The sequence below is a fragment of the Ekhidna sp. genome (genome assembly GCF_039960695.1).
In the GTDB taxonomy this organism is placed as follows: domain Bacteria; phylum Bacteroidota; class Bacteroidia; order Cytophagales; family Cyclobacteriaceae; genus Ekhidna.
Map to the genome: position 1 here is coordinate 185,592 of NZ_JBDVKP010000011.1, position 24,077 is coordinate 209,668.

27 protein-coding genes and 3 tRNA genes are annotated in these 24,077 nt (G+C 38.8%); 11 read left to right on the plus strand and 19 right to left on the minus strand.

The features are described 5' to 3' along the window. Nucleotides 1–220: 220 nt before the first annotated feature. From ABJG98_RS07320 to ABJG98_RS07340, 5 genes are all read right to left on the minus strand, one after another. Nucleotides 221–457 (minus strand): hypothetical protein, encoded by a 237-nt coding sequence (locus ABJG98_RS07320; protein ID WP_348278841.1) that lies wholly within the window; start codon nt 455–457, stop codon nt 221–223. Between the two features lie 34 nt (nt 458–491). After that, nucleotides 492–565: transfer RNA gene (locus ABJG98_RS07325), tRNA-Thr, on the minus strand. A gap of 74 nt (nt 566–639) precedes the next feature. Then, nucleotides 640–2,778 carry a DUF349 domain-containing protein gene (locus tag ABJG98_RS07330; RefSeq protein ID WP_348278842.1) on the minus strand — a complete coding sequence of 713 codons (2,139 nt, stop codon included), beginning with the start codon at nt 2,776–2,778 and terminating at the stop codon, nt 640–642. A 50-nt stretch (nt 2,779–2,828) separates the two neighbouring features. Then, nucleotides 2,829–3,407: a YqgE/AlgH family protein gene (locus ABJG98_RS07335; protein WP_348278843.1), complete on the minus strand. Its 579-nt coding sequence runs from the start codon at nt 3,405–3,407 to the stop codon at nt 2,829–2,831. Beyond that, nucleotides 3,408–3,992, minus strand: coding sequence for a tRNA-(ms[2]io[6]A)-hydroxylase (locus ABJG98_RS07340; RefSeq protein WP_348278844.1), 585 nt, complete (start codon nt 3,990–3,992; stop codon nt 3,408–3,410). It abuts the gene before it with no gap. A 67-nt stretch (nt 3,993–4,059) separates the two neighbouring features. On the opposite strand from ABJG98_RS07340, the gene pdxH reads away from it, so the two are divergent. Genes pdxH through ABJG98_RS07355 form a run of 3 tightly spaced genes read left to right on the plus strand, consistent with a single transcriptional unit; the run spans nt 4,060 to nt 6,311 of the window. Next, nucleotides 4,060–4,701 carry a pyridoxamine 5'-phosphate oxidase gene (pdxH, locus tag ABJG98_RS07345; protein ID WP_348278845.1) on the plus strand — a complete coding sequence of 214 codons (642 nt, stop codon included), beginning with the start codon at nt 4,060–4,062 and terminating at the stop codon, nt 4,699–4,701. Next, nucleotides 4,701–5,906, plus strand: coding sequence for a hypothetical protein (locus ABJG98_RS07350; RefSeq protein WP_348278846.1), 1,206 nt, complete (start codon nt 4,701–4,703; stop codon nt 5,904–5,906). The genes pdxH and ABJG98_RS07350 overlap by 1 nt, the downstream gene beginning before the upstream one ends. Nucleotides 5,907–5,948: 42 nt before the next feature. Continuing rightward, on the plus strand, nt 5,949–6,311 hold the full coding sequence (locus ABJG98_RS07355) for a glyoxalase/bleomycin resistance/extradiol dioxygenase family protein (protein WP_348278847.1): 363 nt from the start codon (nt 5,949–5,951) through the stop codon (nt 6,309–6,311). Here ABJG98_RS07355 and bshB1 read toward each other — a convergent pair whose 3' ends face one another. Further along, nucleotides 6,312–7,028: a bacillithiol biosynthesis deacetylase BshB1 gene (gene bshB1, locus ABJG98_RS07360; RefSeq protein ID WP_348278848.1), complete on the minus strand. Its 717-nt coding sequence runs from the start codon at nt 7,026–7,028 to the stop codon at nt 6,312–6,314. 174 nt (nt 7,029–7,202) lie between these two features. Between bshB1 and ABJG98_RS07365 the strand changes: the two genes are divergently transcribed. From ABJG98_RS07365 to ABJG98_RS07385, 5 genes are all read left to right on the plus strand, one after another. Beyond that, nucleotides 7,203–8,906 (plus strand): amidohydrolase family protein, encoded by a 1,704-nt coding sequence (locus tag ABJG98_RS07365; RefSeq protein WP_348278849.1) that lies wholly within the window; start codon nt 7,203–7,205, stop codon nt 8,904–8,906. Nucleotides 8,907–8,914: 8 nt separating this feature from the next. Continuing rightward, nucleotides 8,915–10,267: an amidohydrolase family protein gene (locus ABJG98_RS07370; protein WP_348278850.1), complete on the plus strand. Its 1,353-nt coding sequence runs from the start codon at nt 8,915–8,917 to the stop codon at nt 10,265–10,267. Between the two features lie 6 nt (nt 10,268–10,273). Then, a complete protein-coding gene (locus ABJG98_RS07375; protein WP_348278851.1) occupies nt 10,274–11,569 on the plus strand; it encodes an amidohydrolase family protein in 1,296 nt (431 codons plus the stop codon). A gap of 106 nt (nt 11,570–11,675) precedes the next feature. Continuing rightward, complete coding sequence (locus ABJG98_RS07380; RefSeq protein WP_348278852.1) at nt 11,676–12,425, plus strand: patatin-like phospholipase family protein; 750 nt, start codon at nt 11,676–11,678, stop codon at nt 12,423–12,425. Nucleotides 12,426–12,428: 3 nt separating this feature from the next. Next, nucleotides 12,429–12,809, plus strand: a complete 381-nt coding sequence (locus tag ABJG98_RS07385; protein WP_348278853.1) for an SdpI family protein — start codon at nt 12,429–12,431, stop codon at nt 12,807–12,809. 35 nt (nt 12,810–12,844) lie between these two features. On the opposite strand, the gene ABJG98_RS07390 is transcribed toward ABJG98_RS07385, so the two are convergent. The 7 genes from ABJG98_RS07390 to ABJG98_RS07420 form a co-directional block, all read right to left on the minus strand. Continuing rightward, nucleotides 12,845–13,291 carry a globin domain-containing protein gene (locus ABJG98_RS07390; RefSeq protein ID WP_348278854.1) on the minus strand — a complete coding sequence of 149 codons (447 nt, stop codon included), beginning with the start codon at nt 13,289–13,291 and terminating at the stop codon, nt 12,845–12,847. An 11-nt stretch (nt 13,292–13,302) separates the two neighbouring features. Continuing rightward, nucleotides 13,303–13,653 (minus strand): hypothetical protein, encoded by a 351-nt coding sequence (locus ABJG98_RS07395; RefSeq protein ID WP_348278855.1) that lies wholly within the window; start codon nt 13,651–13,653, stop codon nt 13,303–13,305. A gap of 230 nt (nt 13,654–13,883) precedes the next feature. Beyond that, on the minus strand, nt 13,884–14,834 hold the full coding sequence (trxB, locus tag ABJG98_RS07400) for a thioredoxin-disulfide reductase (RefSeq protein ID WP_348278856.1): 951 nt from the start codon (nt 14,832–14,834) through the stop codon (nt 13,884–13,886). Nucleotides 14,835–14,940: 106 nt separating this feature from the next. After that, nucleotides 14,941–17,100, minus strand: a complete 2,160-nt coding sequence (gene pnp, locus ABJG98_RS07405) for a polyribonucleotide nucleotidyltransferase (RefSeq protein WP_348278857.1) — start codon at nt 17,098–17,100, stop codon at nt 14,941–14,943. 83 nt (nt 17,101–17,183) lie between these two features. Beyond that, nucleotides 17,184–17,453, minus strand: a complete 270-nt coding sequence (gene rpsO / locus ABJG98_RS07410; protein WP_348278858.1) for a 30S ribosomal protein S15 — start codon at nt 17,451–17,453, stop codon at nt 17,184–17,186. 37 nt (nt 17,454–17,490) lie between these two features. Continuing rightward, entirely contained in the window at nt 17,491–19,185 is a 1,695-nt protein-coding gene (locus tag ABJG98_RS07415) for an LptF/LptG family permease (protein ID WP_348278859.1), read from the minus strand. Between the two features lie 156 nt (nt 19,186–19,341). Further along, nucleotides 19,342–19,728, minus strand: a complete 387-nt coding sequence (locus ABJG98_RS07420) for an START-like domain-containing protein (protein WP_348278860.1) — start codon at nt 19,726–19,728, stop codon at nt 19,342–19,344. A 235-nt stretch (nt 19,729–19,963) separates the two neighbouring features. Between ABJG98_RS07420 and ABJG98_RS07425 the strand changes: the two genes are divergently transcribed. Both ABJG98_RS07425 and ABJG98_RS07430 read left to right on the plus strand, forming a co-directional pair. After that, nucleotides 19,964–20,037, plus strand: a tRNA-Met gene (locus ABJG98_RS07425). Between the two features lie 169 nt (nt 20,038–20,206). Then, nucleotides 20,207–20,413 carry a hypothetical protein gene (locus ABJG98_RS07430; RefSeq protein ID WP_348278861.1) on the plus strand — a complete coding sequence of 69 codons (207 nt, stop codon included), beginning with the start codon at nt 20,207–20,209 and terminating at the stop codon, nt 20,411–20,413. Nucleotides 20,414–20,475: 62 nt separating this feature from the next. Here the strand turns inward: ABJG98_RS07430 and ABJG98_RS07435 are convergent, their stop codons facing one another. The 5 genes from ABJG98_RS07435 to ABJG98_RS07455 are packed head-to-tail and all read right to left on the minus strand — an operon-like array spanning nt 20,476 to nt 23,022. Beyond that, nucleotides 20,476–21,333 carry a putative phage abortive infection protein gene (locus tag ABJG98_RS07435; protein WP_348278862.1) on the minus strand — a complete coding sequence of 286 codons (858 nt, stop codon included), beginning with the start codon at nt 21,331–21,333 and terminating at the stop codon, nt 20,476–20,478. A gap of 31 nt (nt 21,334–21,364) precedes the next feature. Next, the gene (locus ABJG98_RS07440; RefSeq protein WP_348278863.1) at nt 21,365–21,790 is read right to left on the minus strand and encodes a (4Fe-4S)-binding protein; all 426 of its coding nucleotides are present in this window, start codon (nt 21,788–21,790) and stop codon (nt 21,365–21,367) included. Nucleotide 21,791: 1 nt separating this feature from the next. Next, nucleotides 21,792–22,097 (minus strand): GNAT family N-acetyltransferase, encoded by a 306-nt coding sequence (locus ABJG98_RS07445; RefSeq protein ID WP_348278864.1) that lies wholly within the window; start codon nt 22,095–22,097, stop codon nt 21,792–21,794. Beyond that, complete coding sequence (locus ABJG98_RS07450; protein WP_348278865.1) at nt 22,078–22,716, minus strand: pyridoxamine 5'-phosphate oxidase family protein; 639 nt, start codon at nt 22,714–22,716, stop codon at nt 22,078–22,080. The genes ABJG98_RS07445 and ABJG98_RS07450 overlap by 20 nt, the downstream gene beginning before the upstream one ends. Nucleotides 22,717–22,719: 3 nt before the next feature. Then, on the minus strand, nt 22,720–23,022 hold the full coding sequence (locus tag ABJG98_RS07455; RefSeq protein WP_348278866.1) for a hypothetical protein: 303 nt from the start codon (nt 23,020–23,022) through the stop codon (nt 22,720–22,722). A gap of 220 nt (nt 23,023–23,242) precedes the next feature. Between ABJG98_RS07455 and ABJG98_RS07460 the strand changes: the two genes are divergently transcribed. Beyond that, nucleotides 23,243–23,317: transfer RNA gene (locus ABJG98_RS07460), tRNA-Pro, on the plus strand. Between the two features lie 183 nt (nt 23,318–23,500). On the opposite strand, the gene ABJG98_RS07465 is transcribed toward ABJG98_RS07460, so the two are convergent. Next, nucleotides 23,501–24,046 (minus strand): hypothetical protein, encoded by a 546-nt coding sequence (locus tag ABJG98_RS07465; RefSeq protein WP_348278867.1) that lies wholly within the window; start codon nt 24,044–24,046, stop codon nt 23,501–23,503. Nucleotides 24,047–24,077 lie beyond the last annotated feature (31 nt).

Sequence of the window (24,077 nt, forward strand, 5' to 3'; positions counted from 1 at the left end):
AGTCTAAACTAAAACAATTCAGAATGAGAGATCAAGTATTTCTCAACAAAAAACGTATTTTAAAATAAATCTGAGACGTAAAAAAACTCTGACAAGCCTATATCAAACCTCTTATTAGAAGGATTATGAGCCAGTCTACGCGTTCAATGATCCCAAAAAGGGCGTGATTTAGCGCGCAGAACAAACCCATTTATTGTTACATTCTCAGATTTGTATATTGCTATGTCAGAGTAATTTCAAAGGTAATATGAATGACAGAATTCATTGCATAAAAAACATTCATATGGATGAAGAATTCTTGCATGATCATCGCGATGGACATAAAAAAAACCCTGACATTTCTGTCAGGGTTTTGAGAGCCTCCAGTCGGATTACTCATACGCTTTGCCATGCACACACTCCCTCGTGAAGCTTCGCTTTCAAACCAACTTCGTTGATTCTCATCCGTGATGGACATAAAAAAACCCTGACATTTCTGTCAGGGTTTTGAGAGCCTCCAGTCGGATTCGAACCAACGACCCGCGCATTACAAGTGCGCTGCTCTGGCCAACTGAGCTATGGAGGCCTTTCATCCTTTTAGCAAGGCTGAAAATCGGTTTGCAAAAATAGCAGTGTGTAGCTATTTCGCAAACCTATTTATCAATTTTGTGAATAAATTATTGCAAGTTGTGATTTAAGATCTTCTAACTCCTCAGCTGCCATGTCTATCTTTTTCTGCATATCTGCTTTTAGCTTATCTGCTGTAGGTGAATTGGCAAAAAATTCCATATTAGTATTCCAGGTAGATATGTCATTTTCAAGAGAAGAAATCTTGCGTTTTATCGAATGTTCCTTGCGATTGAGTTTTTGAGCTCCGCCAGGCGTATTCTTTAATCTACCCATTGAAATGTGATTTCGTAAATCTGTTCGATCTCCCTCATTAATTGCATCGTTAGATAGCACCTTTTCCTTCACTTCGTCAAATCTATTTCTAATCTTCTTGATTGCATTTTTTGGTACAAACCCAACTGCCGTAAAGTTATCTATCAGGTCATATAGATCATCTAGATTGGCATTATCTCCTGTCCCTGCTGCTTCTATTTGATCGCAAATCTGAAGTTTCAGTTGAAGGTTATCTTCATAAGCTTTAAACTGTTCCTTATTTTGATCTCTTCTATTATTAAAGAAATGATCGCAAGCTGCTTTGAATTGCTTATAAGTTTCGCTTCTGACTTTCTCAGGTACAGGCCCTATATCTTTCCATTGTGACTGCAGGTGCTTTAATTTGTCGGCTGTAGAGTTCCAATCTTCACTATCTTTCAGTTCTTCTGCTTTCGTGATTAGCTCTTTTTTCTTGGCGAGGTTTTCCTCTCTCTTTGATTCTAGATCTTTGAAAAACTGATTCTTATTGGCAAAAAAAGCTTTGAATGAATTCCAAAATGCTTTATTGGTTTCTTTTGCCTTTTCTCTGGGTACTCCGCCGATAGCTTCCCATTGTTTCTGAACTTCTAGAAGTTCTTTTGTTTTACCATTCCAATCAGTAATTCTATCTGAACTGAATTTAGTAAACTCTTCAATCTTATTTATAAGCTCTTGCTTCTTGATAAGGTTGACTTCAAATTCAGCTTTTAGTTCTTCGAAGTAGTCTTTTCTCTTTGCATAAATTGCGTCAGAAGCAGCTTTAAATCTTTGCCAAAGAGGCTCTTGATCTTCCTTTGATACTGGCCCAATGTGTTTATACTCTTCATGTAGCTCATTTAACTGAATAATAGCAGACTTCATGTCTTCCATATCATTCAGCGCCTCAGCCTTTTCACAAAGTTCTTCTTTGAGCTTGAGGTTCTTCTTTCTATCAAGATCTTTGAGCTCAAAGTAGATACTACGATTGTCGTAGTATCGATCAAGCAGCGCGTTGTAGTTTGCCCACAGCGTCTTATTTTGTGCACCGGGAACCGGACCAACTTTCTTCCACTCTGTTTGAAGGTCTCGAACTGAGTTTATACTATTTGCAGATTCTTCACCATCCACAATCTCTCGAAGTTGTTCAAGTAGGTTTTCTTTCTTCTTAAGATTACTTTCTTTTTGACTTTCTAAATCCTTATAGTGCTTATTTCGCTTAGTTCTAAGCTGCCCATGAAGGGTGAAAAACTCTTTGTCTAATTCATCTCCATGAAACTCGAATGAGTCCGCTTCATTTCCCTCTGAAACAAATTTTTGCAATGCTTCATTTTTGGAGATTTCATATAGCTCATCAAACCTAGGCTTGATCGCTTTTAATACTCGATCGAGCAACCGAATATCGTCTTCATTTTTGACTTCCCGAATTTTGACCAGAATTTCCTCTTTTGAGGCTTGGTCAAAGTCCAGTTCTTCCTCTTGATTCTCCTCGTCTTCTGATTCAGAAGAATCATCTTCTTCCTTATCAACAACCTTTGAGTCATCTGCTCCTTGAGCCTTATCCAACACTTCCTCTTGAGATACCACCGGATCTATGTCTTCGGTTTGTGCTTCCGATTCGACATTCTCAGAAGAATCATCTTCTTCCTTATCAACATCCTTTGAATCATCAACTACTTCAGTCTCATTCAACACTTCCACTTCAGATACATCCGAATCCGTGTCTTCGGTTTGTACTTCTGCTTCAACTTCTTTTGCCACTTCAACTAACTCCTCATCCTTCGCTTCTTTGCTCATCTCAGATTGACTTTCGTTATTTAATTCAGCTTCATTCTGAACTTCTTCAGGCGTTTCATTCGTGACATTATCCGAAACGTCCTGCAATTTCTCTGCATTATCCATTCTTGGAACCGGTTACTTTTATCTCTATGACACAAAGCTAACCAAATACCCTAATTCATTCGGGGATCTTTTGGATAGTTTGATATGAGTCGGTATTTCCCACCCATGGTTTTTAGACACGCTTTCCATAGGTCTTGGTTGTCCCAATCAAAAATCATTTCTGGTGTGGTACCTTTAAGGACAATCCATGATTTAGCTTTCATTTCATCTATCAATTGACCTGCTGCCCATCCAGAATAGCCAACATAGAATCTGACATCTTTTGATGGAATAGCTCTGGTGTTCATCATTTCTGTCAACTGGTTAAAGTCTCCTCCCCAAAAAACGCCCGGAACTACTTCACGTGAAGAATTGGCCAGTGCTGGCTCTCTATGTAAGAAATGTAAAGTATCATGCTCCACAGGTCCTCCCACAAAAAGTTTGGCTGGATAATTACCCACTTCGTCTACAAGCTCCTTTAATTCCACATGTGCCTTATTATTCAGAACAAAACCAAATGTTCCATTCTCATCATGCTCGCATAAAAACACAACCGTACGATCAAAATTTGGATCTGGCAAGTATGGCTCCGAAATAAGGAGATCTCCCTTTTCCGGCAAAATCAATTGATCTGATGAGAAAAAATCCATTTAATGTAATGCGGGTCTTATAGGGAGTGCGTTCAATATGACTCCCTCTTTTTGTTTCATTTCTTCCAATCTATCGTATACCTCTTGTTCATCAAAATAATTCAATGCCATCCGTACAAATACTTCTCCATGACGTGCTTCTGAGGCCCATAGCCTATGATAAAACTGTTTCATCTCGTCATCCCCCAATGCCTCATATACTAACCTGAATCTCTCTGCTCCTCTTGTTTCGACGAGAGATGCCAATAATAATCGATCCATGAAGCGTTCATTTCTTCCATCACGGCAAATCTTTAGTAATTGCTTGATGTACATATCCTGAGGGATTTCATGACTTAATTGAATACCACGTTCTTGCATAATTGCATATACATCCCGAAAGTGCTCAAGCTCCTCAACAGATGTCTCAATCAATTCAGGAATAATTTCCGTTCTGTTTGGATACTTGGCTACCAGGCTTAATGCCATCGCTGATGCCTTTCGCTCACAGTCTGCATGATCTTGAAGGAACGCATCGAAATCGTCAATAACAGCTTCCACCCATTCCCTTTTTGTGTCTACCGTTAAGTCAATTCTAAACTTCATCGCTTTTTGATTTTAACCTTTTTACCTTCGCTACAGTTGAGTTTCAAAAGTAAACGGAAAGCTGAACATGAGAGAAGATATTGCTTCTATTCGCAAAGAATATACACAAGCAGAGTTAGATGAAAAATCTGTGCTTAAAAATCCATTTGAGCAATTTGAAAAATGGTTTCAGGAAGCATTAGATAGTCACATAGTGGAACCTACAGCCATGATACTTTCAACTGTAAATCCTGACGGGCAACCATTTCAACGGACTGTACTCTTGAAGACGTTTAATAAAGATGGATTTGTTTTTTATACCAATTATGAAAGTAGAAAAGCGGGTCATTTGAAAAATAATCCTAGAGTATCTCTCTTGTTTCCATGGTATTCACTTGAGCGTCAGGTTGCAATTACTGGGAAGGCAGAAAAAATATCAACTAAAGAATCTCTTAAATATTTTCTATCCAGACCACAAGGAAGCCAGCTAGGTGCATGGGTTTCCAATCAAAGCGAGATAATCACCTCCAGAAATATTCTTGAGACTAAACTTTCTCAAATGAAGCAGAAATTTAAAGATGGAAAAATTCCTCTTCCTGATCATTGGGGTGGCTATCGGGTCATTCCAGACTCTATTGAATTTTGGCAAGGAAGAAAAAGTCGATTGCATGATCGCATTTTCTTTCAAAAGCAAACCGAGGACTGGGATATAAGTAGACTATCTCCCTGATGTCATTATACCTGGAGCGGTACGCTTGGCAACACGAGCTATTTCCAGACTATCAACCTCCTGATAACTTATCGATGGTGGTGGTAATTCCCTGCTTTAAAGAGCCTGACATAAAAGGTGCGCTTGATTCATTGAATGCCTGTAAACCACCTTCAAATCAGATTTTAATTATTGTAATTGTAAATGAATCTGAAAAAGCCACAAAGGAGACAAAAAAAGAAACCCTAAATACATTGTCGCAACTTGAGAGATACAACAGTAATTATTCAATGTTGGTGTCTCATCAAATACTGCCGGATAAAAAGGCCGGCGTAGGGTTGGCTCGAAAAATTGGAATGGATGAGGCGGTTAGAATACTTAGAAAAGTAGGTAATGATGGGGCCATTGTTTGTTATGATGCGGATTGTCGCTGTGACACTAATTATCTCGACGAAATAGAATTGGCATATTCAATACCTGAAACACAATCAGGTATTGTTTTTTACGAGCATCAGTTACATCGTGAAAATCATCAAGCCATCATTGATTATGAGTTATACCTCAGGTATTACATTGCATCACTCAGACATGCTAAATTTCCTTACGCTCATCAAACACTTGGGTCTTGTATTACTGTACGAGCTTCCATGTATGAAAAGGTAGGTGGGATGAATACTCGAAAAGCTGGTGAAGATTTCTATTTCCTCAATAAAACAATTCCTCATGGAGGATTTGTGGAGATAAATTCCACAACCATTCGACCTTCGGATCGTGTGTCTGACCGAGTTCCATTTGGCACGGGGAAAGCTGTTAACGCACTATTGAATTCACGTGAGGTCTATGAAGTCTATCATCCGAATACTTTCGAGGATCTTAGACTATTTTTCAGTAAGATCGATTTATTTTGGAATGAGGAAGACTGGAAACTTCCTATGACATTATCAACATTTTTGGGTGATGATTGGAAAGAAAAGATAAATGAAATAAAAAATCAGGTGAGCTCATTTGAAGCTTTCAAAAAGCGATTTTTCCATTGGTTCGATGCATTCAAGGTTTTAAAGTTCGTACACTTCTGTAGAGATGAGTTTTATCAAAATGTAGAGCTAGAAGAAGCACTAGATTGGCTCAGAACTAAGCATTTTTTTCTGAAGGGGTCTAAAGAGTCGTATTTGGTGCAGCTGAGATATTTGGATCGTAATACTAAATGGAATTTAGCCAAGATGTGATAGAAACATATCCATGCTAGCCATAATCCGTACACTCATGATATGATTACACCTTCCCCCCTTTACATCATCCCTGTTCTTTCATCGGCAAATATTGAGCGAGATATTGATTGGTATGAAAAGAATGTTGGTTTTAAATATGTCTTTGGAGATGATGGATATGTTGGTCTTCAGCGAGATGGGTATGAATTTCACCTACAATTCCACCATGATAATGAAGACGATCCAGTATTTCCCTCAGTGATTAAAATCTTTGTTCCGGACATTCAACCCTACTTTGAAGAATTTCTAAAAAGAGGCTCAATAAAAAAGGAAAGACTACGAATGAACACGCCATGGGGAACCCATGAGTTTGGATTTTATGATCTAAACAAGAATGCTATTTTCATAGTCCAGGATGCCTAGTTAGAGAAGATCATATAAGCTTTTCACTCCTAGAGAGTGTTTGACTTTAAAGCCTTCGGCATGTTCCACTCCAATTCGCTGACCCCATTCGCGTGTGCGTGATTCTAGCATTGTCATAAATCCCTTGGAGCTAATAAATGTATTTGGCTCTTTACTGTTTGGATCGTAGAATTGAGATTTGAACGCCTGAATTGCTTCTCTTCTTTCTTGAACCACATCCGAAATGTCGACCAAAATGTCTGGCTCATGTGCTGTACTTTGAATCGAGAAGTACAAGCGCTCTGGCCTGGCAGCCATTTGTCTCTTACCCTCCCATTCTGTTTTCACGGCCTTCAGTCCTGCAATGAAACAGGCAGTTTCAACCAATTGAGAGCCTCGGGTGTGATCGGGATGACGATCATAGATTGCGTTAGTAATCACAATTTTGGGTTCAAACCTTCTGATTTGTTGTGCCACCTTTAATTGGTTCGTTTTGCTATTTTCAAAAAAAACATCTTCTAGTCCCAAATTTTCGCGTACTGATAGCTTTAATATTTTGCTTGCTGCAATGGCCTCTTTCGCCCTTATCTCTGGTGTACCTCTGGTACCCAACTCGCCCTGAGTCAGATCCAAAATTCCTGTCTTATAACCCATCCTTTGATGAGCAAGTAGTGTTCCTCCAAAAGATAGCTCTACATCATCAGGATGAGCAACAATAGCTAATATGTCCAGTTTCATTGAGGTCGTGTTTAATATTGATGGTACAAAGAAATACTATTGAAGTTTAATTGCTGATTGAAGTTTAAAAGCTAACAAAATACTTCTAACACCACTTATATAATAATGGTTTTCAAGCAATGAGAATTTCCTAACTTCAATCTCCATTATTAAAAAACCTAAAGTAAATAACCTATGCGAAAACGTGACAGCTTATTCAGAAGCGTCATCCTGACTTTGCTAATCGGCCTAGTGCCTTTCATTGGCTGGTCTCAGGATAGCGATCTGAAGCCTGTAACTAACAAGTATGCGATTAAAAATGCGACAATTGTGCAGGCACCGGGAAAAACCATTCAAAATGGTACAATCCTGATCGAAAACGGAATTATTAAAGCAGTGGGATCAAGTGTAACTATACCAGCAGATGCTTGGGTAGTCGATGCTGATTCCATGTTTGTTTATGCCGGTTTCATTAGTGGTTTATCAAACATTGGAGTAAAAAAACCTGAAGATAAAGACGGAGGAGATGACCGTAAGTTAACTGGCACTCCCACTGACGAACGTGCAGGAATCACGCCAGGAAACTCTGCAAGAGAAATGCTAAACGTAAGTGACAAGTCAGTTGACGATTTCAGGAAACTTGGATTTACAGCTTCACACAGCGTACCTCATAATGGCATGCTGCCAGGAACTGGAACCATCATCATCCTTGGTGGCGACAATGATCAAGACATGGTTGTAAAGGATCAAGTCACTATGTATTCTCAATTTTCGGGTGCTGGTGGTGTTTATCCCAACACAGTGATTGGAGTTATGGCCAAATATCGGGATCTATACAGAAAAGCATCTCAAGCTAGTGACTATCAAAACAAATACAATGCGAGTCCAAATGGAATGGAGCGACCCGCTCCAAATGCAACACTAGAAGCATTGTATCCTATAGTATCGAAACAAATGACTGTTGCCTTCAAGGCAGAAGGCATAAAAGATGTTATGCGTGCCATTGTCTTGCAGCGAGATCTTGGATTCAAAATGATGCTTGGGGAAGTAAAACAAGGATGGGATGCAATCCCTGCAATTAAAGCGACTGGCGCTCCAGTCTTTCTATCGTTGGATCTTCCTGAGTGGAAAGAACAAGAAAAGAAAGAAGATAAAGATGATGAAGAAAAAGAAGAAAAAGAGCCCACAGAATCTGAACTTGAAGAAAAGGCATTACAAGAAAGGCAATATGCCATGATAAAGAATTACTACACCCAAGCTGGAAAATTCAGCTCTAATGGTGTGAAATTCGGTTTCTCTACAATGGAAGTAAAATCAAAAGACTTCCGAACAAACCTATTAAAAGTCATTGAGAATGGTTTGTCAGAAGACAAAGCTCTTGCCGCTCTAACAACTGAGCCTGCAAGCATCTTAGGCTTATCAAGCTTGATGGGTACAATAGAGACAGGTAAGATGGCCAACTTGGTAGTTTCTGATACCGCATATTTCACAAAAGATGCCAACGTTCGGTACGTTTTTGTAGATGGCATCAAATATGATTTTGAAGCGAAAAAGAAGAAAAAGAAGAAAAGTAGTGATGGCGAAGGCGTTGACGCAGCCGGCGTTTGGAACTATACGACCGAAACTCCACAAGGAAACGGTAGCGGAGTGATCACGCTAAAAGGAACTCCTGGTGATTACAGTGGAACAATCTCGGTAAGTTTCAATGGTAGTACCAATGAAATAGAAAATGTAGAGGTGGACGGGAATAATGTTTCCTTCTCATTTAAACTGAATATGGGTGAAGAAATTACGGTCGATATTAGTATGGATATTGATGGTGATACATTCGAAGGAACCTTATCTGTTGCAGCTTTTGGTAGCTTCCCAATGGAAGGATCTAAAGAACCAAATAATTAAGATTTAACATGAAGAAAATAAATATAATCATAGCCTTAATGCTGACTGTCACTTTTGTGATGGCACAGAAAAAAGGTAGTGTGCTCATTAAAAGCGGAACGGTATTGACTGTAACCAACGGCACACTTGAGAACACGGATGTTCTAATCAGAGATGGTAAAATATCGAAGATTGGAAAAGGGTTGAGCGCACCAAGTGGCTCGAAAATAATTGATGCCAGCGGGATGTTTGTCATGCCTGGCATTATTGATGCTCACTCTCATCTTGCATTAGATGCGGTGAATGAGGCAACCAGCCCTGTCACGGCAGAAGTTTGGGTAGGTGATGCGTTGGATCCATTAGACGTTGGCATCTACCAAGCACTGGCCGGGGGTGTAACCTCCGCTCATTCTATGCATGGCTCAGCCAATGCCATCGGTGGCCAATGTGAAACGGTGAAGTTTAGATATGGAGAAATCGAACCCGATAAATTACGAATGGCAGGAGCTCCGCGTACAATCAAATTTGCACTCGGAGAAAATCCAACTCGCGTACATGGTAGTGGAAATGGCATTCAGCCACGCACAAGAATGGGCGTAGAGCATGTTATCAGGAGCTCATTTCAGCAGGCCAAGGAATACAAGGCAGCATGGGATGAATACAATGCAAAAAAGAAAGACAAACGATATAAGGGTAAAGCGCCAGCCTATGATTTGAGGCTTGAGACTTTAGCAGATATCTTAAGAGGAGATATCATCATCCATTGTCACTCTTATCGTGCAGACGAAATCTATATGCTGATGCAGGTTTGCAAGGATTATGGAATAAAACGACTAGTCTTTCAACATGTGAATGAAGGCTTTAAAGTGGCTCCCGAACTAGCCAAGTTTGGTGCAGGTGCATCAGTCTTTGCAGATTGGTGGGCATATAAATTCGAGGTGTATTACAGTACAGCATACAATGCTGCGATCCTAACAAAAAATGGAGTTACCACATCAATTAATTCTGATTCAGGAGAGCTAATTCGACATTTGTATCATGAAGCCGCTAAATCACAAAAGTATGGCGGATTGACAGATGATCAAGCATTGTCGTTAATTACTATCAATCCTGCTAAACAACTCGGCATTGCTGATCGAGTAGGTTCATTGGAAGAAGGCAAAGAAGGTGATGTGGCGATTTTCAAGAATCATCCACTTTCAATCTATGCAATTCCAACAGTCACAATTGTAGACGGAATTGTTCGATTTGATCGGGAAAATGACCCAGCAGACATGCGTCTCTATCCAGATCCGGAAGAGAAGATTGATGTAACTCTTTGGGAAGCTGAAGATCATGACCGGTGCATGGCCAATACAGAATTTTTGTTCACTGATAAATAAGATATCATGATAAAGAACATAAAAAACATATTAACATTAGTACTTGCCTTAACTACTGGATTGGCCTTTGGCCAAATTCCAAGTGCTGAGACTGGTACTTTTGCTTTGACAAATGCAAAAATAGAAACCGTAACAAACGGTACCATTCAAAACGGAATTGTTATCATTTCCGATGGAAAAATAGCTGAAGTAGGATCGAATGTAACCATCCCGCAAGGAGCTAAAACAATTGATTGCTCTGGAATGACGATTTACCCTGGAATGATTGATGGCGGAACACAGGTTGGTCTTGTTGAAGTTAGCTCTGATCCAAGGACAAGAGATAATAATGAGATTGGAGACGTAATTCCACATATTCAAGCACTGACAGCTGTAAACCCTAGTTCCGTCATTCACCCAGTCACAAGAGTGAACGGAGTAACTACGGTTCTTACTATGCCTTCAGGGGGGTTATTTCCAGGAACTGCAGCATTGATCAATTTGCATGGTTATACACCAGATCAAATGTATGCAGGATTTAAAGGTGTGGTTTTGAATTTCCCAACAACTGGTAGAAGAGGACGATGGGACCGAAGATCTGATGATGACATCAAGAAGGCTGCTGAGAAAGCACTGAAACAATTGAACGATGTTTGGGCCAAGGCGACCCAATATCACAAGATAGATTCTGCTACGAATGGAAAAGATCAACCATATTACCCGGAAATGAAGGCTTTACTCCCAGTGGTTAGAGGTGAAATGAAATTATTAGTAAACGTAAATTCTGCTAATGATATCAAGGAAGCTTTAAAATGGATTGAAAAGAACGGCGCAGACGCTGTTCTCTGTGGGGTGTCCGAAGGCTGGAGAGCAGCAGAAGATATTGCAAAAGCCGGTGTTCCTGTCATTACAGGTCCAGTATTAAGTAATCCAACGAGAGGTTACGATCGATACGATCGGCCATACGCCAATGCTGGAGCAATGCAAAAAGCCGGAGTTAAGGTTGCGATTCGTACAAATGAAGTTGAAAATGCAAGAAACCTCCCCTATCATGCCGGATTCGCTGCTACATATGGAATGGGAAAAGAAGAAGCGTTGAAAGCGGTAACTATTGTACCAGCTGAAATCTTTGGAGTTTCAGATATGTATGGTTCTATTGAGAAAGGAAAGGTGGCCAACTTGTTTGTAACTTCAGGTGACCCTTTCGAAACCAAAACTCAGATAAAATATGTCTTTATTGATGGTTGGAATATTCCTATGATTAGCAGACATACACAGCTTTATGAAGAATATCTAAATAGAGCTCCAGGAGTAGAGAAATAAGTTTAACGATACCCATTTTTTATGAACCCCTTAGAATTCTTTTCTAAGGGGTTTTTTTATCACGTAGTTGGATTGTTACTTTAGAAGTTTAAATGATGAAGAAGGAATGAAATATAAATTAGGAATTGCGCTTGGTGGTGGTGGTGCAAGAGGTTTTGCACACTTAGGAATTCTTGAGGCATTAAATGAAAAAGGAATTAAACCAGATATTATATCAGGTGTAAGTGCAGGTGCCATTGCTGGTGCATTTATCGCTTCAGGCCATACACCTAGGGAAGCATTTGAAATAATAAAAAAATACAAATTCACCGGTATTTCTGAATTTAACATTCCCAAAACCGGACTTTTGAGTTCAGATAAAATGAAGTCTGGCTTACTTAAAAAAATACCTACTGAGAAGCTTGAAGATTTAGATATCCCTTTAATCATTTGTGTGAGTAATATGCTTGATGGGAAGCCAGAATACATGAGTGAGGGTCCAATAGCCGATATAGTCCAAGCGTCTGCTTCCATACCTGTTTTATTCAGTCCTGTGAAGCTTAATGGAAAACTCTATTCAGATGGTGGAATATTCGACAATGTACCAATAAAAGTACTTAAGGATAAGTGTGAGAAAGTTATCGGAGTAAGTATCAGTCCTATTCAAGAAATCGAAGAACTCACAAGTTTGATACAGGTTTCATCGCGCATGTTTCAGCTAGCAGTAAACCGCAGTAGAAGTGAGCTACAAAGCCAATGTGACATTTTTATTGAGCCTCTGGATCTCTGTAATTATGACATTATGGACACCAAACATGCTCAAGAAATTTTTGACATTGGATACAGCTATACCAAGGAGTTAGATATAAAATTGTAGAATATGAACACCACTCTCATTTTAAGCAATCTGGCAATAGGACCCCTATTATTGATTTTAGCTTTCATTATTAAAACTTATCCACCAAAAAATATCAATTGGGCATATGGCTATCGTACCACTAGGTCAAAAAAGACTCAAGAAACATGGGATGCTGCAAATAAGTATGCGAATGAGTTAATGGTCTGGGTTGCAATTCTTACTACTATGGCTCAAACCATCTTGTACTTCCTTTTCTCTCCTACAACAGCACTATTGATCGCTTGTGCGGTGATTTCTATTCTTCTAATTCTAATGATAATAATGGTCGAAAAGTATTTGAAAGAGACTTTTGATGATGAAGGTCAAAGGAAAATGAGCCAACATAAAAAAAGGAGTGAATAAACCATCACTCCTTCTCTATCAAATTCGAAATTCTACTATTTACTAAATAACCTCTTAAACAAGGATTTCCTTTGAGGTTTCCTTTCTCCCGGAGCATTTATCATTAGCCCAGCTATATAACTTAATGCTGCATCCCATGCTTGGATAGTGGTTGTATTATCACCGACAATAGCCTCATCAATTGTAATCAAAAGCGCATCTTTGACATACCCATATTCCTCATCCTTAATCTTCAACTTCCGATGCGTTCGCCCAAGTTCTTCTACTGCCTCTTGGATGTCTTCAAGTCGATCCAGGTTGCCAACCACAAAGCCGAGCGTGTACGCTAGTTTTTCACTTTGCTTAGTAAGGTCGCTTGGAAAATAATGTTTAGTCTGTGGCGCTATTTCGAAAAGCTTACCATAGAAGTTCTGAATCAAGTTGGGATCTTGTGATACTTTTTCCCATGAGGTAGTAATGGCCTCAATTTGTTGTGGTGTCATTTAGACTGTATTTAATATTTAAAAAGATTTTTTAATTGGGTTCTAATGCTTTTAAAGTTTTTTTGAGCTCCCTCTAGGAAGGAAAAGCCTTCTAGTTCCCAAAGGTTTACTTGAACTGATGTAGCATCATCCAGAACTTTCTCCGGCATATCAAGCTTATACAACTTCAATAGGTACCACCTGAGAACAAATATTTCATCAGAGCCCCATTTGGTGTTTTTACCGACATAGAATGCACTAAATCGTGGATTTACTTCAAGAAGTTCAGGCATTGCCCTTGCAACCAACGTACTCCAACCTATAGGTGAAATAGTTTGAATTAACCACCCCTTAATTAAAAATGCATTGTATTTAATTTCCATACACTAACTGCGATTAATTCAGATTTAAAAAGAATTATGAATTAGTTTCTAATTGATAAGCAAGGTGCTTTTAGAAGCTTAGGAGCGCAATTATGTGAGGTGTACAAATGGTTTACTTACTGAAACATCTGGCTTAAAAATTATCTTTTCGGATTATAAATCGATTTAATAGGGCATAAAAAAACCTCAGATCGCTCTGAGGTTTTTTATTTCTATGGCCTATTAAAAACTTACGCTTCCTGCATCTCAACTTCTTTTTCTGCAATCCATTTTTCTGCATCTAAAGCTCCCATACAACCACTTCCTGCAGCTGTTACCGCTTGCCTATATATTTTATCTTGTGCATCTCCAGTCGCAAATACACCCGGAATATTTGTTTTCGAAGTTCCCGGAATGGTTTTGATATAGCCCTGCTCATCCATATCAAGCCAATCTTTGAAAATATCAGTATTTGGTTTATGGCCGATAGCTACAAAGAATCCTTGAGCGTTCAATACCCTTTCTTCACCCGTTTCACGGTTTACAACTTTCACACCATCTACTTCTTCATCTCCAAGAACTTCTTTGGTCTCTGTATTCCAAAGTATTTCAATGTTTGGTGCATTCTTTACACGCTGTTGCATGATCTTAGATGCCCGCATCTCGCCTCGTCTAACAAGCATGTACACTTTGTTTACAATCTTAGATAGGTAGCTTGCCTCCTCAGCAGCAGTATCTCCAGCACCAACAATTACTACATCTTGTCCTCTAAAGAAAAATCCATCGCAAACAGCGCATGCAGATACTCCTTTGCCATTTAATCTTTGCTCACTTTCTAAACCAAGCCATTTGGCCGAAGCTCCTGTAGAGATGATTACGGATTCAGCTTCAATTTCTGTTTTCTCATCCACGATTACTTTATGTGGCCATCCACTGAAATCGACAGAAGTGATCATTCCACTTCGTACGTCAGTTCCGAACCTTTCCGCTTGCTTTTGAAAATCGATCATCATCTGAGGTCCCACTACTCCTTCAGGATATCCAGGATAGTTTTCTACATCATTGGTGATGGTGAGTTGACCTCCGGGCTGACCTCCTTGATATAAAACCGGTTTCATTCCTGCCCTTGCTGCATAAACTGCTGCGGTAAATCCTGCAGGACCAGAACCTATAATTAATACTTTTACTTTTTCTGTAGGCATATTTCTATTAATATCTTCTTATAAAAAAATGGTGTCCTGATCAGAACACCATCATATTATCTTTCGTGCCACAAGGGCTAATAAAAATTCTAAAGTGTCCTTCAGCTTACTCTTCAGCCTTCTCAACCTCTTTCTCCTCTCTTGGAGGACGAGGTAAAAGAACCTTTCGTGAGAGCTTGAATTTACCAGTTCGTTTATCGATATCGATAAGTTTTACTTTGATCTCTTCTCCTTCTTCCATCACATCAGCAACGTTTTCTACACGCTCCCATTTGATTTCTGAGATATGAAGTAAACCATCTTTGCCAGGAAGGAATTCAACAAATGCCCCGAAAGGCATAATTGATTTCACTTTTCCATCGTAAACTTCTCCAACTTCTGGTTGTTGAACAATCGCCTTAATACGAGCCATTGCATTATCCAACGATTCTCCGTCCACTGCAAATATGCTTACTTTTCCACCCTTTTCATCTTCCTCGATGTTCACAGTAGCTCCAGATTCTTTCTGGATTTCTTGAATGATTTTCCCTCCAGGTCCAATTACTGCACCGATCAATTCTCTATCAATTCTCAATTGTTCCATTCGTGGTGCATGCGACTTGAGCTGAGTACGTGGCTCTGTGATTGTCTTAGCCATTTCACCTAAAATATGAAGTCTTCCTTTCTTTGCTTGCTCCAATGCCTGTGCAAGCACATCATATGACAAGCCGTCCACTTTGATATCCATTTGACAAGCAGTGATTCCTTCAGAAGTACCTGTTACTTTGAAGTCCATATCACCCAGATGATCTTCATCACCCAGAATATCAGACAAGATTGCATACTTTCCGCTTTCACTATCAGAGATCATTCCCATTGCGATACCAGAAACCGGGCGTTTCAATTTGATTCCTGCATCCATTAATGCTAGAGTTCCAGCACAAACAGTAGCCATTGAAGACGAACCATTTGACTCAAGAATATCTGATACTACACGGATGGTGTAGGGGTTTCCTTCGTCTTCGGTTGGAATCATAGGCTTAAGGGCCCGCATTGCCAGATTTCCGTGACCTACTTCTCTACGCCCTGGACCTCTATTCGGTCTAACTTCGCCAGTTGAGAAGCCAGGAAAATTATAATGTAAAATGAATTTGTTATATCCAGAGAACATAGCTCCATCAATCATTTGCTCATCCAGCTTGGTTCCAAGTGTTACAGATGTCAACGATTGGGTTTCACCTCTTGTAAATACCGCAGATCCGTGAGCTGAAGGAAGGTAATCTGCCTCTGACCAAATTGGCCTAATTTCATCAGGTTTTCTACCATCTATACGTTCTTGTGAATCAAGAACAAAGTTTCTTACTGCTTCTTTCTCTATATCGTGGAAATACTTTCCAAGTAAGAAGTCGTTCATCTCTTCCAATTGTTCTTCAGAGAATTGACTAATATACTCTTCATATACTGCTTTGAAGTCAACTTTTCTCTCTGACTTACTTGGATTCTTTTTCGCAGCTACATCGTATAGCTTTTGATAAACGGCTTTATGCATGGATGCTTTTAGCTCTTCGTCTTTTGGCTCATGATCGTACTCACGCTTTTCAGTAGCTCCAACTTCTTCTGCTAGTTCCTTCTGGATTGCACATTGTACTTTAATTTCCTCATGTGCTTTCTTGATACCTTCAAGCATTTCAGACTCGTCTACTTCTTTAGATTCTCCCTCCACCATCATAATGTTGTCAGAGGTTCCAGCAACTATTAAGTCTAATGTTGCATTTTGCAATGCTTCAGGAGAAGGGTTTACCTTGTATTCTCCATCTATTTTAGCCACTCTTACTTCTGATATTGGTCCGCCAAATGGGATGTCAGAAACAGAAATAGCTGCTGATGCCGCTAGTGCTGCAAGTGCATCTGGCATAATATCTTTGTCTGCAGAAATCAGTTGTATAAATACCTGAGTGTCTGCATGGTAATCAGACGGAAACAAGGGTCGCAGTGCTCGATCTACCAATCGGCATATTAATACTTCATAATCTGAGAGCCTTGACTCTCTTTTCAAAAAGCCACCTGGTATTTTACCAGCAGCAGCAAATTTTTCCTGATAGTCAACAGAAAGCGGCAAGAAATCCACTCCCTCTTTGGCTTCTTTCGAAGAAACCACGGTTGCCAAGATTTTGGCATTTCCCATACTAACAACAACAGATCCATTTGCTTGCTTTGCAAGCTTTCCTGTCTCAATGGATACTTCCCTGCCGTCCGATAGTTGAAAGGTTTTTGTAATTACGTTCATAATAAATTGATAATAAGGACACGTTTTGTCCTTAGATGTTTACAATCAAAAAAGGGAATCAGAAATATGATCCCCTTTAATTTTTATTTTCTGATGTTAAGCTTCGCAATGATGCTACGATATCTTTCGATATCATTCTTGTGTAGATAGTCAAGAAGTCTTCTTCGCTTACCTACCAATCTTAAAAGACCTAATCGTGATGCATGGTCTTTTTTCTGTGTTTTCAAGTGGTCAGTCAAATGGTTGATTCGGGTTGTGAATAACGCGATTTGGGACTCAGGCGATCCTGTGTCTTTAGCTGACTTTCCGTGCTCTTTAAAAATTTCTTCCTTTTTTTCTTTTGCTAGATACATTCTAAAATCGTCTACCTCTTTTAATTAAAGCGCAAATTTACGCTTTGTTCTTATTCCGAGCAAATCTACGCCTAAGCTTTTCGATACCTATCCGATATGCGTCCATCTCGAATAGTCTAGCATCTACTCTTGCTTGCCTAAGGAAGAACAGTCCAAATGGTAATAAAATCGCATCAGACATCCATGCTGCTACAATAGGATCCATAGCTCCTTCTTTAGCCTGCTTCTCTCCAATGCTTGAAAAAACATAATAAACAATGAAAAAGAAGATGGCAATTATTGTAGGCACTCCCAATCCTCCCTTTTTAATAATGGCACCCAGAGGTGCTCCTACCAAAAACATAAGAATGCAAGCTAATGCTTGGGCATATTTCTTCTGCATTTCGATGGTGTAAAGGTTTGCGTCTTTTTGATATTGATAAAGTCGAGTTTTAGCAGAGTTCAAATTCACTTTTACATTTCGTGCTTTATTCAAAGCTTCAGAAATAACAGGTTTTCTGTTTCTGTATTTTTCATCCAGGTAACCATCGATATCTGACCATTCTAATGTATCTACAATGCCAACCTGTAGTTCATTTTTTCTAAGCACTTTCGAAATAATTTTTTTTCCTTTTAAGGTTGGTCTTTCCCTTTGCTTCTCATTCTTAAGATCTAGTTTTTTCTCATCAGCTAGCGTGTCTTGCTCAATCTGCTTCACTCGTGGTATTTTCTTTTCTTGTCTATTCTTAATCATACTGATCAAGAATGTTGGCACAACGGAAGCCTCAATGACTTTAGATTGAGTAGATGGCTTATCTGCCTTGATGATTTCACCTTTCTTTATGATTTCCTTTTTATTGCTAAAATGAAAATCAAAATAACGTTCAGTTGTCTGAATGAAACTAGCCTTTTGCTTAATGATCATGTGTTGAAAAGAATCAATATCCAAGGCAAGCTCACTGATATTTTTCATTTGTCTGTTATTCTGAAAAAGTTCTTCCTTTCTTCTCTTAAGGTCAAAGGATGCCAGGCTAAAGACCATATCCATTTTGTCGTATTCAGTACGGTAAAATCTATCAATTGAAGTTTTAGAACTTGCCTCTTCTGAATAGTAGTGCCCATTATATAACTCAAGTTTTAAGTATCTATCATCCATTATGGTATACATCAAACTTGAATCTGCCATTATTACGGCCTTATTCCCCCTACCAGCCGTATGATCGTAGATGATCACATCAAGCAACGTTTTGCCATCTGGCAATTTATCCTTCGCTTTTATGCTATAATTCGGGATTCCACCATAAAATGCTCCAGACTTGATGTCTAGTGCTGGTTTTGTGTGCTTGATGTCATATAATAAACTATATGCTTTAAGATTGGCTGCAGGGATGGTGTAGTTATTAAAGAAATATGCCCCTATGGAAAGGACAACAACAAAAAGAAAAATTGGCCTCAATGTTCGAAGCAAAGAAATACCTGAGCTTTTAATTGCTGTTAGCTCAAATTGTTCTCCGAGGTTTCCAAAAGTCATAAGTGATGCTACGAGAACTCCGAGAGGGAGTGCTATTTGAAGCATGTTGAGAGAAAAGTAAAAAAGAAGTTCTGCAAAAACTGTAAAGCCTAGATTTTTACCAACAAAATCATCGAAGTATTTTAATAGGTACTGAATCAATAAGATAAAGTTGGAAACTGCTGTCGTAAGCAGAAAGGGTCCAATAAAGGATCTGAGCATTAGTACATCCAACTTTTTCATGTGCAGGTAAGTAATTTTCAATGGCACACATGGAATTCACATGAATTAAACTCAACTTTTTTTAATGTCAAGTATATCACTCATGCTCATTTCATAGAATGGCAAAATTAGAAAATTGGAAGGTAGCAAGAAAGGTACCAAACTGGCTTTCAAAAATTATCCACCAACAATCTCTTTCAAATCATGAATCAAGGATCCCCAAAGTTCGTTTGCTTCTTCATCATCCATGTCTGAATAATCCGTAATGCGGACATAAACAGATTGCGTTAATTCGTTCATGTCAATTTTGAATTCGAAATAGTTGTTGTCATCATCATCCTCATCTACAACATCAAACCGTACATGATGATTGGTGCGATTCGAGGTTAGTTTGGCCTTTGTCTCGTCTCCGTCCCAGATAAATGTGTATACTTTATCTTCATTGTTGATGTTCACGTCATCAGCAAACCACTGGGCCAAGCCTGATGCAGTGCTGAAATATGGATATAGCATCTTCTTAGATGCATTGAACTCAAACTCTCCTACATATTTATGCTTAGCCATACGCTGTGAAATTTTTGATAAGGTAAAAAAAAAATCTATTTCAACAAGCCCATGTCAGAAAGAAATCTTTTATAGATTTGCGTTCCTTTTTGAGGCGAGTATCTGAAAAGTAGTTAAAGTGCCTTCAAAAAAACATAACAGCGAGGTGGCTCAGGCTACTCGCCCGGTTGATCAGAACGGCGGATTTATAATCCGGAGGCCAGAAAGGATTCAACCGAAAGAGTGACAACATAATGGCGAGGTAGCTCAGTTGGTTAGAGCGTCGGATTCATAACCCGGAGGTCAGGGGTTCAACTCCCCTCCTCGCTACTTAATTCAGACCACATTAATCTCCGTTTTATTCTTTAAAAATTTACTACTTAAACACCTACATAAGTAGTGTCTCCTTGTGTCCACCTTATGTACACCAAGGAATTTTTCATTCCATTTTCCTAATCTCTAAACTTGTCTCCATTATTCAACTTAGAACACGTAAAAGATGGATATCCAAAAAAGACAACAGCTAAATAAAGTAGAAAATGTGCTGTATATAATTATAGTCAGTGCAATTGTAACAGACATTTTAAGTGGCCAAACTCACGCTTTAATTTTTCTTTTTTCAACAATTATTCTTGTTACAGGGATTTTAGGAATTATCTCCATAGAGCTTATCAAACTTCAATGGAAGTTAAAGCAGCGTAATTAACTCATTTGTATCAGCTTGGATTTAAGAGCCTGATGGAAGGGATTTGCTCACCACTTTTTAGCTTAATATTCCTTCCTGAAGGCTTCTTTATCTACCTTTTGAAGGTGGTATGGGTCCACTTCAGAAACTGCCCGTTCATTTATTTTCTCAAACAAGTGATGATCTTCAATGATCTTAATTAATTCCGGATTTTTGGACACAAGGATAATGTAGTAAAAGTGAACTTGAACTTCTTGTTCAGTAAAGTGCGACTTTACAATATTGTAATAGAAGGATGGATCATGGCTTTTGTTTTTTATAAATAGCAAAAGTGCCTTGTAGTTTTCCAGGTAATGTTGAAAAGTATTTTTATAACCTTCAAAGACCGCAATGAAGGTATTTTCGAATGACTCATCTGAAAGACTTAATGACCCCGCATCAGCTTTTCTTCGTTTTTTGAGTTTAGTTGTCTCCTTTCTAAATTCAATGTATAACTCATCGAATGCATTCTGAGATTTGGAATTGGTACTGATCTTGGTGTTTCGAATGTGATTAGCTGCATTGATATGAAAATTAAGGAGCTGGAAGAAGGTGTTCTCAAATTGTTGAATAGCAATGGTTCTTGACTGATCTTCCATAATCTTCCTGCTCTCGTGGAGTTCCATCCGCTGAAGAACAAGTTCTCTTTTTTGATAGATCAGAGCCAGAAAAAATAGTATCACTCCGGCTAATGCCCAAATGGAGCCTACAGTTCCGCCCAGAAACTCACCTGCCATCCCGAGCAACGTTCTATCTTGCCATACCTCGGGACTGAAACCATTCATTTTGACAATGAATATATAGCATAGCCATAATCCAAGTCCAATAGCAATAAATGCACAGAGGGCTAGCAGATTGGCAAAAATATCCCCCCAGTTTAGGTTAGGTTTTGAGATTTTCATACGTATTTGCTGGTTTTATAAAGAAAGGTATTTAACCTTCAAATTCTATCGATTTATGACTTCCGTCACAATATGGCTTGTTTGATGAGTCGCCACATCGACAGAAGGCAGTAACACGGTGTTTGGATGTTTCTGCACCGTCGTGATGTTTTACTTTAATATTTCCATAAACCATCAGAGGACCACCTTTCACAACTTCCACAAGTTGTTCATCTTCTATTACATTTTCAGCATGAGGTTCACCTTTTAATTTATAGGACAGTGCTCCAGATGGACACTTATCAATCTGATCTTTGATCGTTGAATCGGAAGCTCCATTGACATTCACCCAAGGTCTTGCTTTCGGATCGAACACATCAGGTAATCCTTTAAAGCAAATTTCTGAATGAATACATTTCTCTGCCTTCCATACGACTGTAAGGTCTTCGCTTTCGTATTCTTTTATTTTTTCTGCCATATTACAATTTAACTCCTTCTGCCAATAATAGCTGATAATCCTCCTGATGATTTTTAATAAATGACCTAACGAATGGGCATAATGGGATGATCTTAGTATTTGCTTTTTCTATGATTTCCAAAGACTCTCGCACAAGTTTATGTCCAACTCCCTGCCCTTCCATCACCTCAGGCACTTCAGTATGAACCAAATACATCGCCCCACTTTTACCCATTTTATAAACAATGAATGCTTTAGCACCTTCCAGATTTAATTCGAAGCGTTTTTTTTCGATGTTGTTTTGCGTTTTAAGACTTGCGAGATCCATCGATTAACTGTTTAATGTAGTCTGGGGTCACCTTGTTAGGGTCTAATTGATCATCAAGCTGTGGTGGTCCATAACATCGTTCAACAGGTATGATGCCACACCATGAAGCATCTTTCGATAAATTAACGTTTACATCTCCTGACCTAACTTTCGCTGCGGCATTCTCCAGAGATAATCGGGCAATTTTAGTAATGCTAACCTGCTCATCGGTAGGCTCTCCAATGTCTGCTATCCGCCCTGGAATGTATCTGTCTGTAAACAGGTTAAAAAAATTTCTCTTCTCATCAAGGTCTGTTATTTCTTCAACTTCGGAAAAACCAATAACCGAACGATAGTTAAACGAATGATCAAATGCTGTTGGTGCTAACACTAACGCATCTAAATGCGTAATTGAAAAACTAACTTGCTCACCAATGATGTTATCTATGAATTTACTCTTTGCTGAAGCATGTATGTAGATGTGGTTGTCAACACGAGCAAATCCTGTAGGTATCTGATGTGCGATCCCGTCTCGAATGAATGCTACGTTGCAAAAAAGACCTTCATCAATGATCTGATGCAAGGCCTTTTTATCTTGTGTTCCCCTACTTGGGTATCTGGATGGAGTCGTATTCGCCATCTATTATGTTAAAAGGATGAGTAGCAATAATATGATAATGATTGCTCCTATAGAAATAGATACTTTGTTATCAAGGCCTGTCTGCTTGAGTTCTTTTTTTATTTCTTTTACTTCAATTTTTAGTGCAGCCTTTTCTTCCTTATCCATATCAGAGAAATCCATTTCCCATATTTCGTGAACTCTATTTTGTAGTTTTTCAACTCTTTCTTGAGGATCGATCTCCTTTTTTGAATTTATCTCAGAAGCTGAAGCAAATGAGGCTAATAAAAATGCGCAGACGAATGATAAGTATTTGATCTTTTTCATAGACTATTATTTAATGATTGAATCTGACTTAAATCTAATGAAATCAACATTATCTCGTTGATTATGTTTCGAATTATTGACCCTTAAAATGCGAGCTCATTTTATGTAGAAAAAATTTGAGTTCAATGCTGAATTTTAATGATTGAATTTCTACATTTGCGTTCCGTTTTTAAGAACGGACTTCTATCTAGTCTTTGGGCGACGATGGATTTGTATTGATCGGGGTATAGCGCAGTCCGGTTAGCGTACCTGCTTTGGGAGCAGGGGGTCGTAGGTTCGAATCCTACTACCCCGACAAAATAAAGCCTTCATGCAATGTGTATGGAGGCTTTTTTTAATACCTTTTAATTAATGGACCTAGTACATGTAACAGGACCTTCTCATATCGTAGTTTGCAACTACGATTCTCTATGTTGTTGGTTGAAAACACAAATATGTGGGCTAGCTGACAGAGCGAATATGAGGTGATACGCTGTGGTTAAGCCACTCCGATGAAGAGTAACCAAACTGCTCCAAGAAAATGCCAAAACATAAAAACATTGTAGGCGTATTGCCTCGATCGGGAGTGAACGCGGTATTCTCTGATTTTTCTGAAGACAGAAATTAATAGGGTCAACCCCACTGATACATGGATAAAATGAATGAGCGAAAATGGGAAAAGAATGTTTCTGAACGATAAATTCGTACTCAGGAGTTCATACCATCCAACTACTTGAAGGGTACAGAAGAGCAAGCCGAAAAACAGACCTAAGCCTGTAAAACGAAATGCTTTTTCAATATCATCTTCTCGTATTTTCAATTGTCCCATCACTATCAGAGCACTACTAACTAACATAAACAAGGTTGCCACTTCATATATAGTAGGAATCGAAATGGATGGAAGGTTTTGAAAAATCCATACGACAATCAATGTGAAAAAGATCAGAGAACTTGTGACAATAAACAGTCTTGTCATATGCTTTCCAGCACTGATCAACTTTTGTTTCTCCTGTAACCTTTCCTGGATAATTTCTTTTTCGCTCATACTTCTCTTATGCCATTTCTTTAACTGTCGA

Coding starts and splice junctions, on each gene's coding strand:
- ABJG98_RS07320 (WP_348278841.1), bottom strand. CDS start 457: ATGTCCATCACGGATGAGAATCAACGAAGTTGGTTTGAAAGCGAAGCT.
- ABJG98_RS07330 (WP_348278842.1), bottom strand. CDS start 2,778: ATGGATAATGCAGAGAAATTGCAGGACGTTTCGGATAATGTCACGAAT.
- ABJG98_RS07335 (WP_348278843.1), bottom strand. CDS start 3,407: ATGGATTTTTTCTCATCAGATCAATTGATTTTGCCGGAAAAGGGAGAT.
- ABJG98_RS07340 (WP_348278844.1), bottom strand. CDS start 3,992: ATGAAGTTTAGAATTGACTTAACGGTAGACACAAAAAGGGAATGGGTG.
- pdxH (WP_348278845.1), top strand. CDS start 4,060: ATGAGAGAAGATATTGCTTCTATTCGCAAAGAATATACACAAGCAGAG.
- ABJG98_RS07350 (WP_348278846.1), top strand. CDS start 4,701: ATGTCATTATACCTGGAGCGGTACGCTTGGCAACACGAGCTATTTCCA.
- ABJG98_RS07355 (WP_348278847.1), top strand. CDS start 5,949: ATGATTACACCTTCCCCCCTTTACATCATCCCTGTTCTTTCATCGGCA.
- bshB1 (WP_348278848.1), bottom strand. CDS start 7,028: ATGAAACTGGACATATTAGCTATTGTTGCTCATCCTGATGATGTAGAG.
- ABJG98_RS07365 (WP_348278849.1), top strand. CDS start 7,203: ATGCGAAAACGTGACAGCTTATTCAGAAGCGTCATCCTGACTTTGCTA.
- ABJG98_RS07370 (WP_348278850.1), top strand. CDS start 8,915: ATGAAGAAAATAAATATAATCATAGCCTTAATGCTGACTGTCACTTTT.
- ABJG98_RS07375 (WP_348278851.1), top strand. CDS start 10,274: ATGATAAAGAACATAAAAAACATATTAACATTAGTACTTGCCTTAACT.
- ABJG98_RS07380 (WP_348278852.1), top strand. CDS start 11,676: ATGAAATATAAATTAGGAATTGCGCTTGGTGGTGGTGGTGCAAGAGGT.
- ABJG98_RS07385 (WP_348278853.1), top strand. CDS start 12,429: ATGAACACCACTCTCATTTTAAGCAATCTGGCAATAGGACCCCTATTA.
- ABJG98_RS07390 (WP_348278854.1), bottom strand. CDS start 13,291: ATGACACCACAACAAATTGAGGCCATTACTACCTCATGGGAAAAAGTA.
- ABJG98_RS07395 (WP_348278855.1), bottom strand. CDS start 13,653: ATGGAAATTAAATACAATGCATTTTTAATTAAGGGGTGGTTAATTCAA.
- trxB (WP_348278856.1), bottom strand. CDS start 14,834: ATGCCTACAGAAAAAGTAAAAGTATTAATTATAGGTTCTGGTCCTGCA.
- pnp (WP_348278857.1), bottom strand. CDS start 17,100: ATGAACGTAATTACAAAAACCTTTCAACTATCGGACGGCAGGGAAGTA.
- rpsO (WP_348278858.1), bottom strand. CDS start 17,453: ATGTATCTAGCAAAAGAAAAAAAGGAAGAAATTTTTAAAGAGCACGGA.
- ABJG98_RS07415 (WP_348278859.1), bottom strand. CDS start 19,185: ATGAAAAAGTTGGATGTACTAATGCTCAGATCCTTTATTGGACCCTTT.
- ABJG98_RS07420 (WP_348278860.1), bottom strand. CDS start 19,728: ATGGCTAAGCATAAATATGTAGGAGAGTTTGAGTTCAATGCATCTAAG.
- ABJG98_RS07430 (WP_348278861.1), top strand. CDS start 20,207: ATGGATATCCAAAAAAGACAACAGCTAAATAAAGTAGAAAATGTGCTG.
- ABJG98_RS07435 (WP_348278862.1), bottom strand. CDS start 21,333: ATGAAAATCTCAAAACCTAACCTAAACTGGGGGGATATTTTTGCCAAT.
- ABJG98_RS07440 (WP_348278863.1), bottom strand. CDS start 21,790: ATGGCAGAAAAAATAAAAGAATACGAAAGCGAAGACCTTACAGTCGTA.
- ABJG98_RS07445 (WP_348278864.1), bottom strand. CDS start 22,097: ATGGATCTCGCAAGTCTTAAAACGCAAAACAACATCGAAAAAAAACGC.
- ABJG98_RS07450 (WP_348278865.1), bottom strand. CDS start 22,716: ATGGCGAATACGACTCCATCCAGATACCCAAGTAGGGGAACACAAGAT.
- ABJG98_RS07455 (WP_348278866.1), bottom strand. CDS start 23,022: ATGAAAAAGATCAAATACTTATCATTCGTCTGCGCATTTTTATTAGCC.
- ABJG98_RS07465 (WP_348278867.1), bottom strand. CDS start 24,046: ATGAGCGAAAAAGAAATTATCCAGGAAAGGTTACAGGAGAAACAAAAG.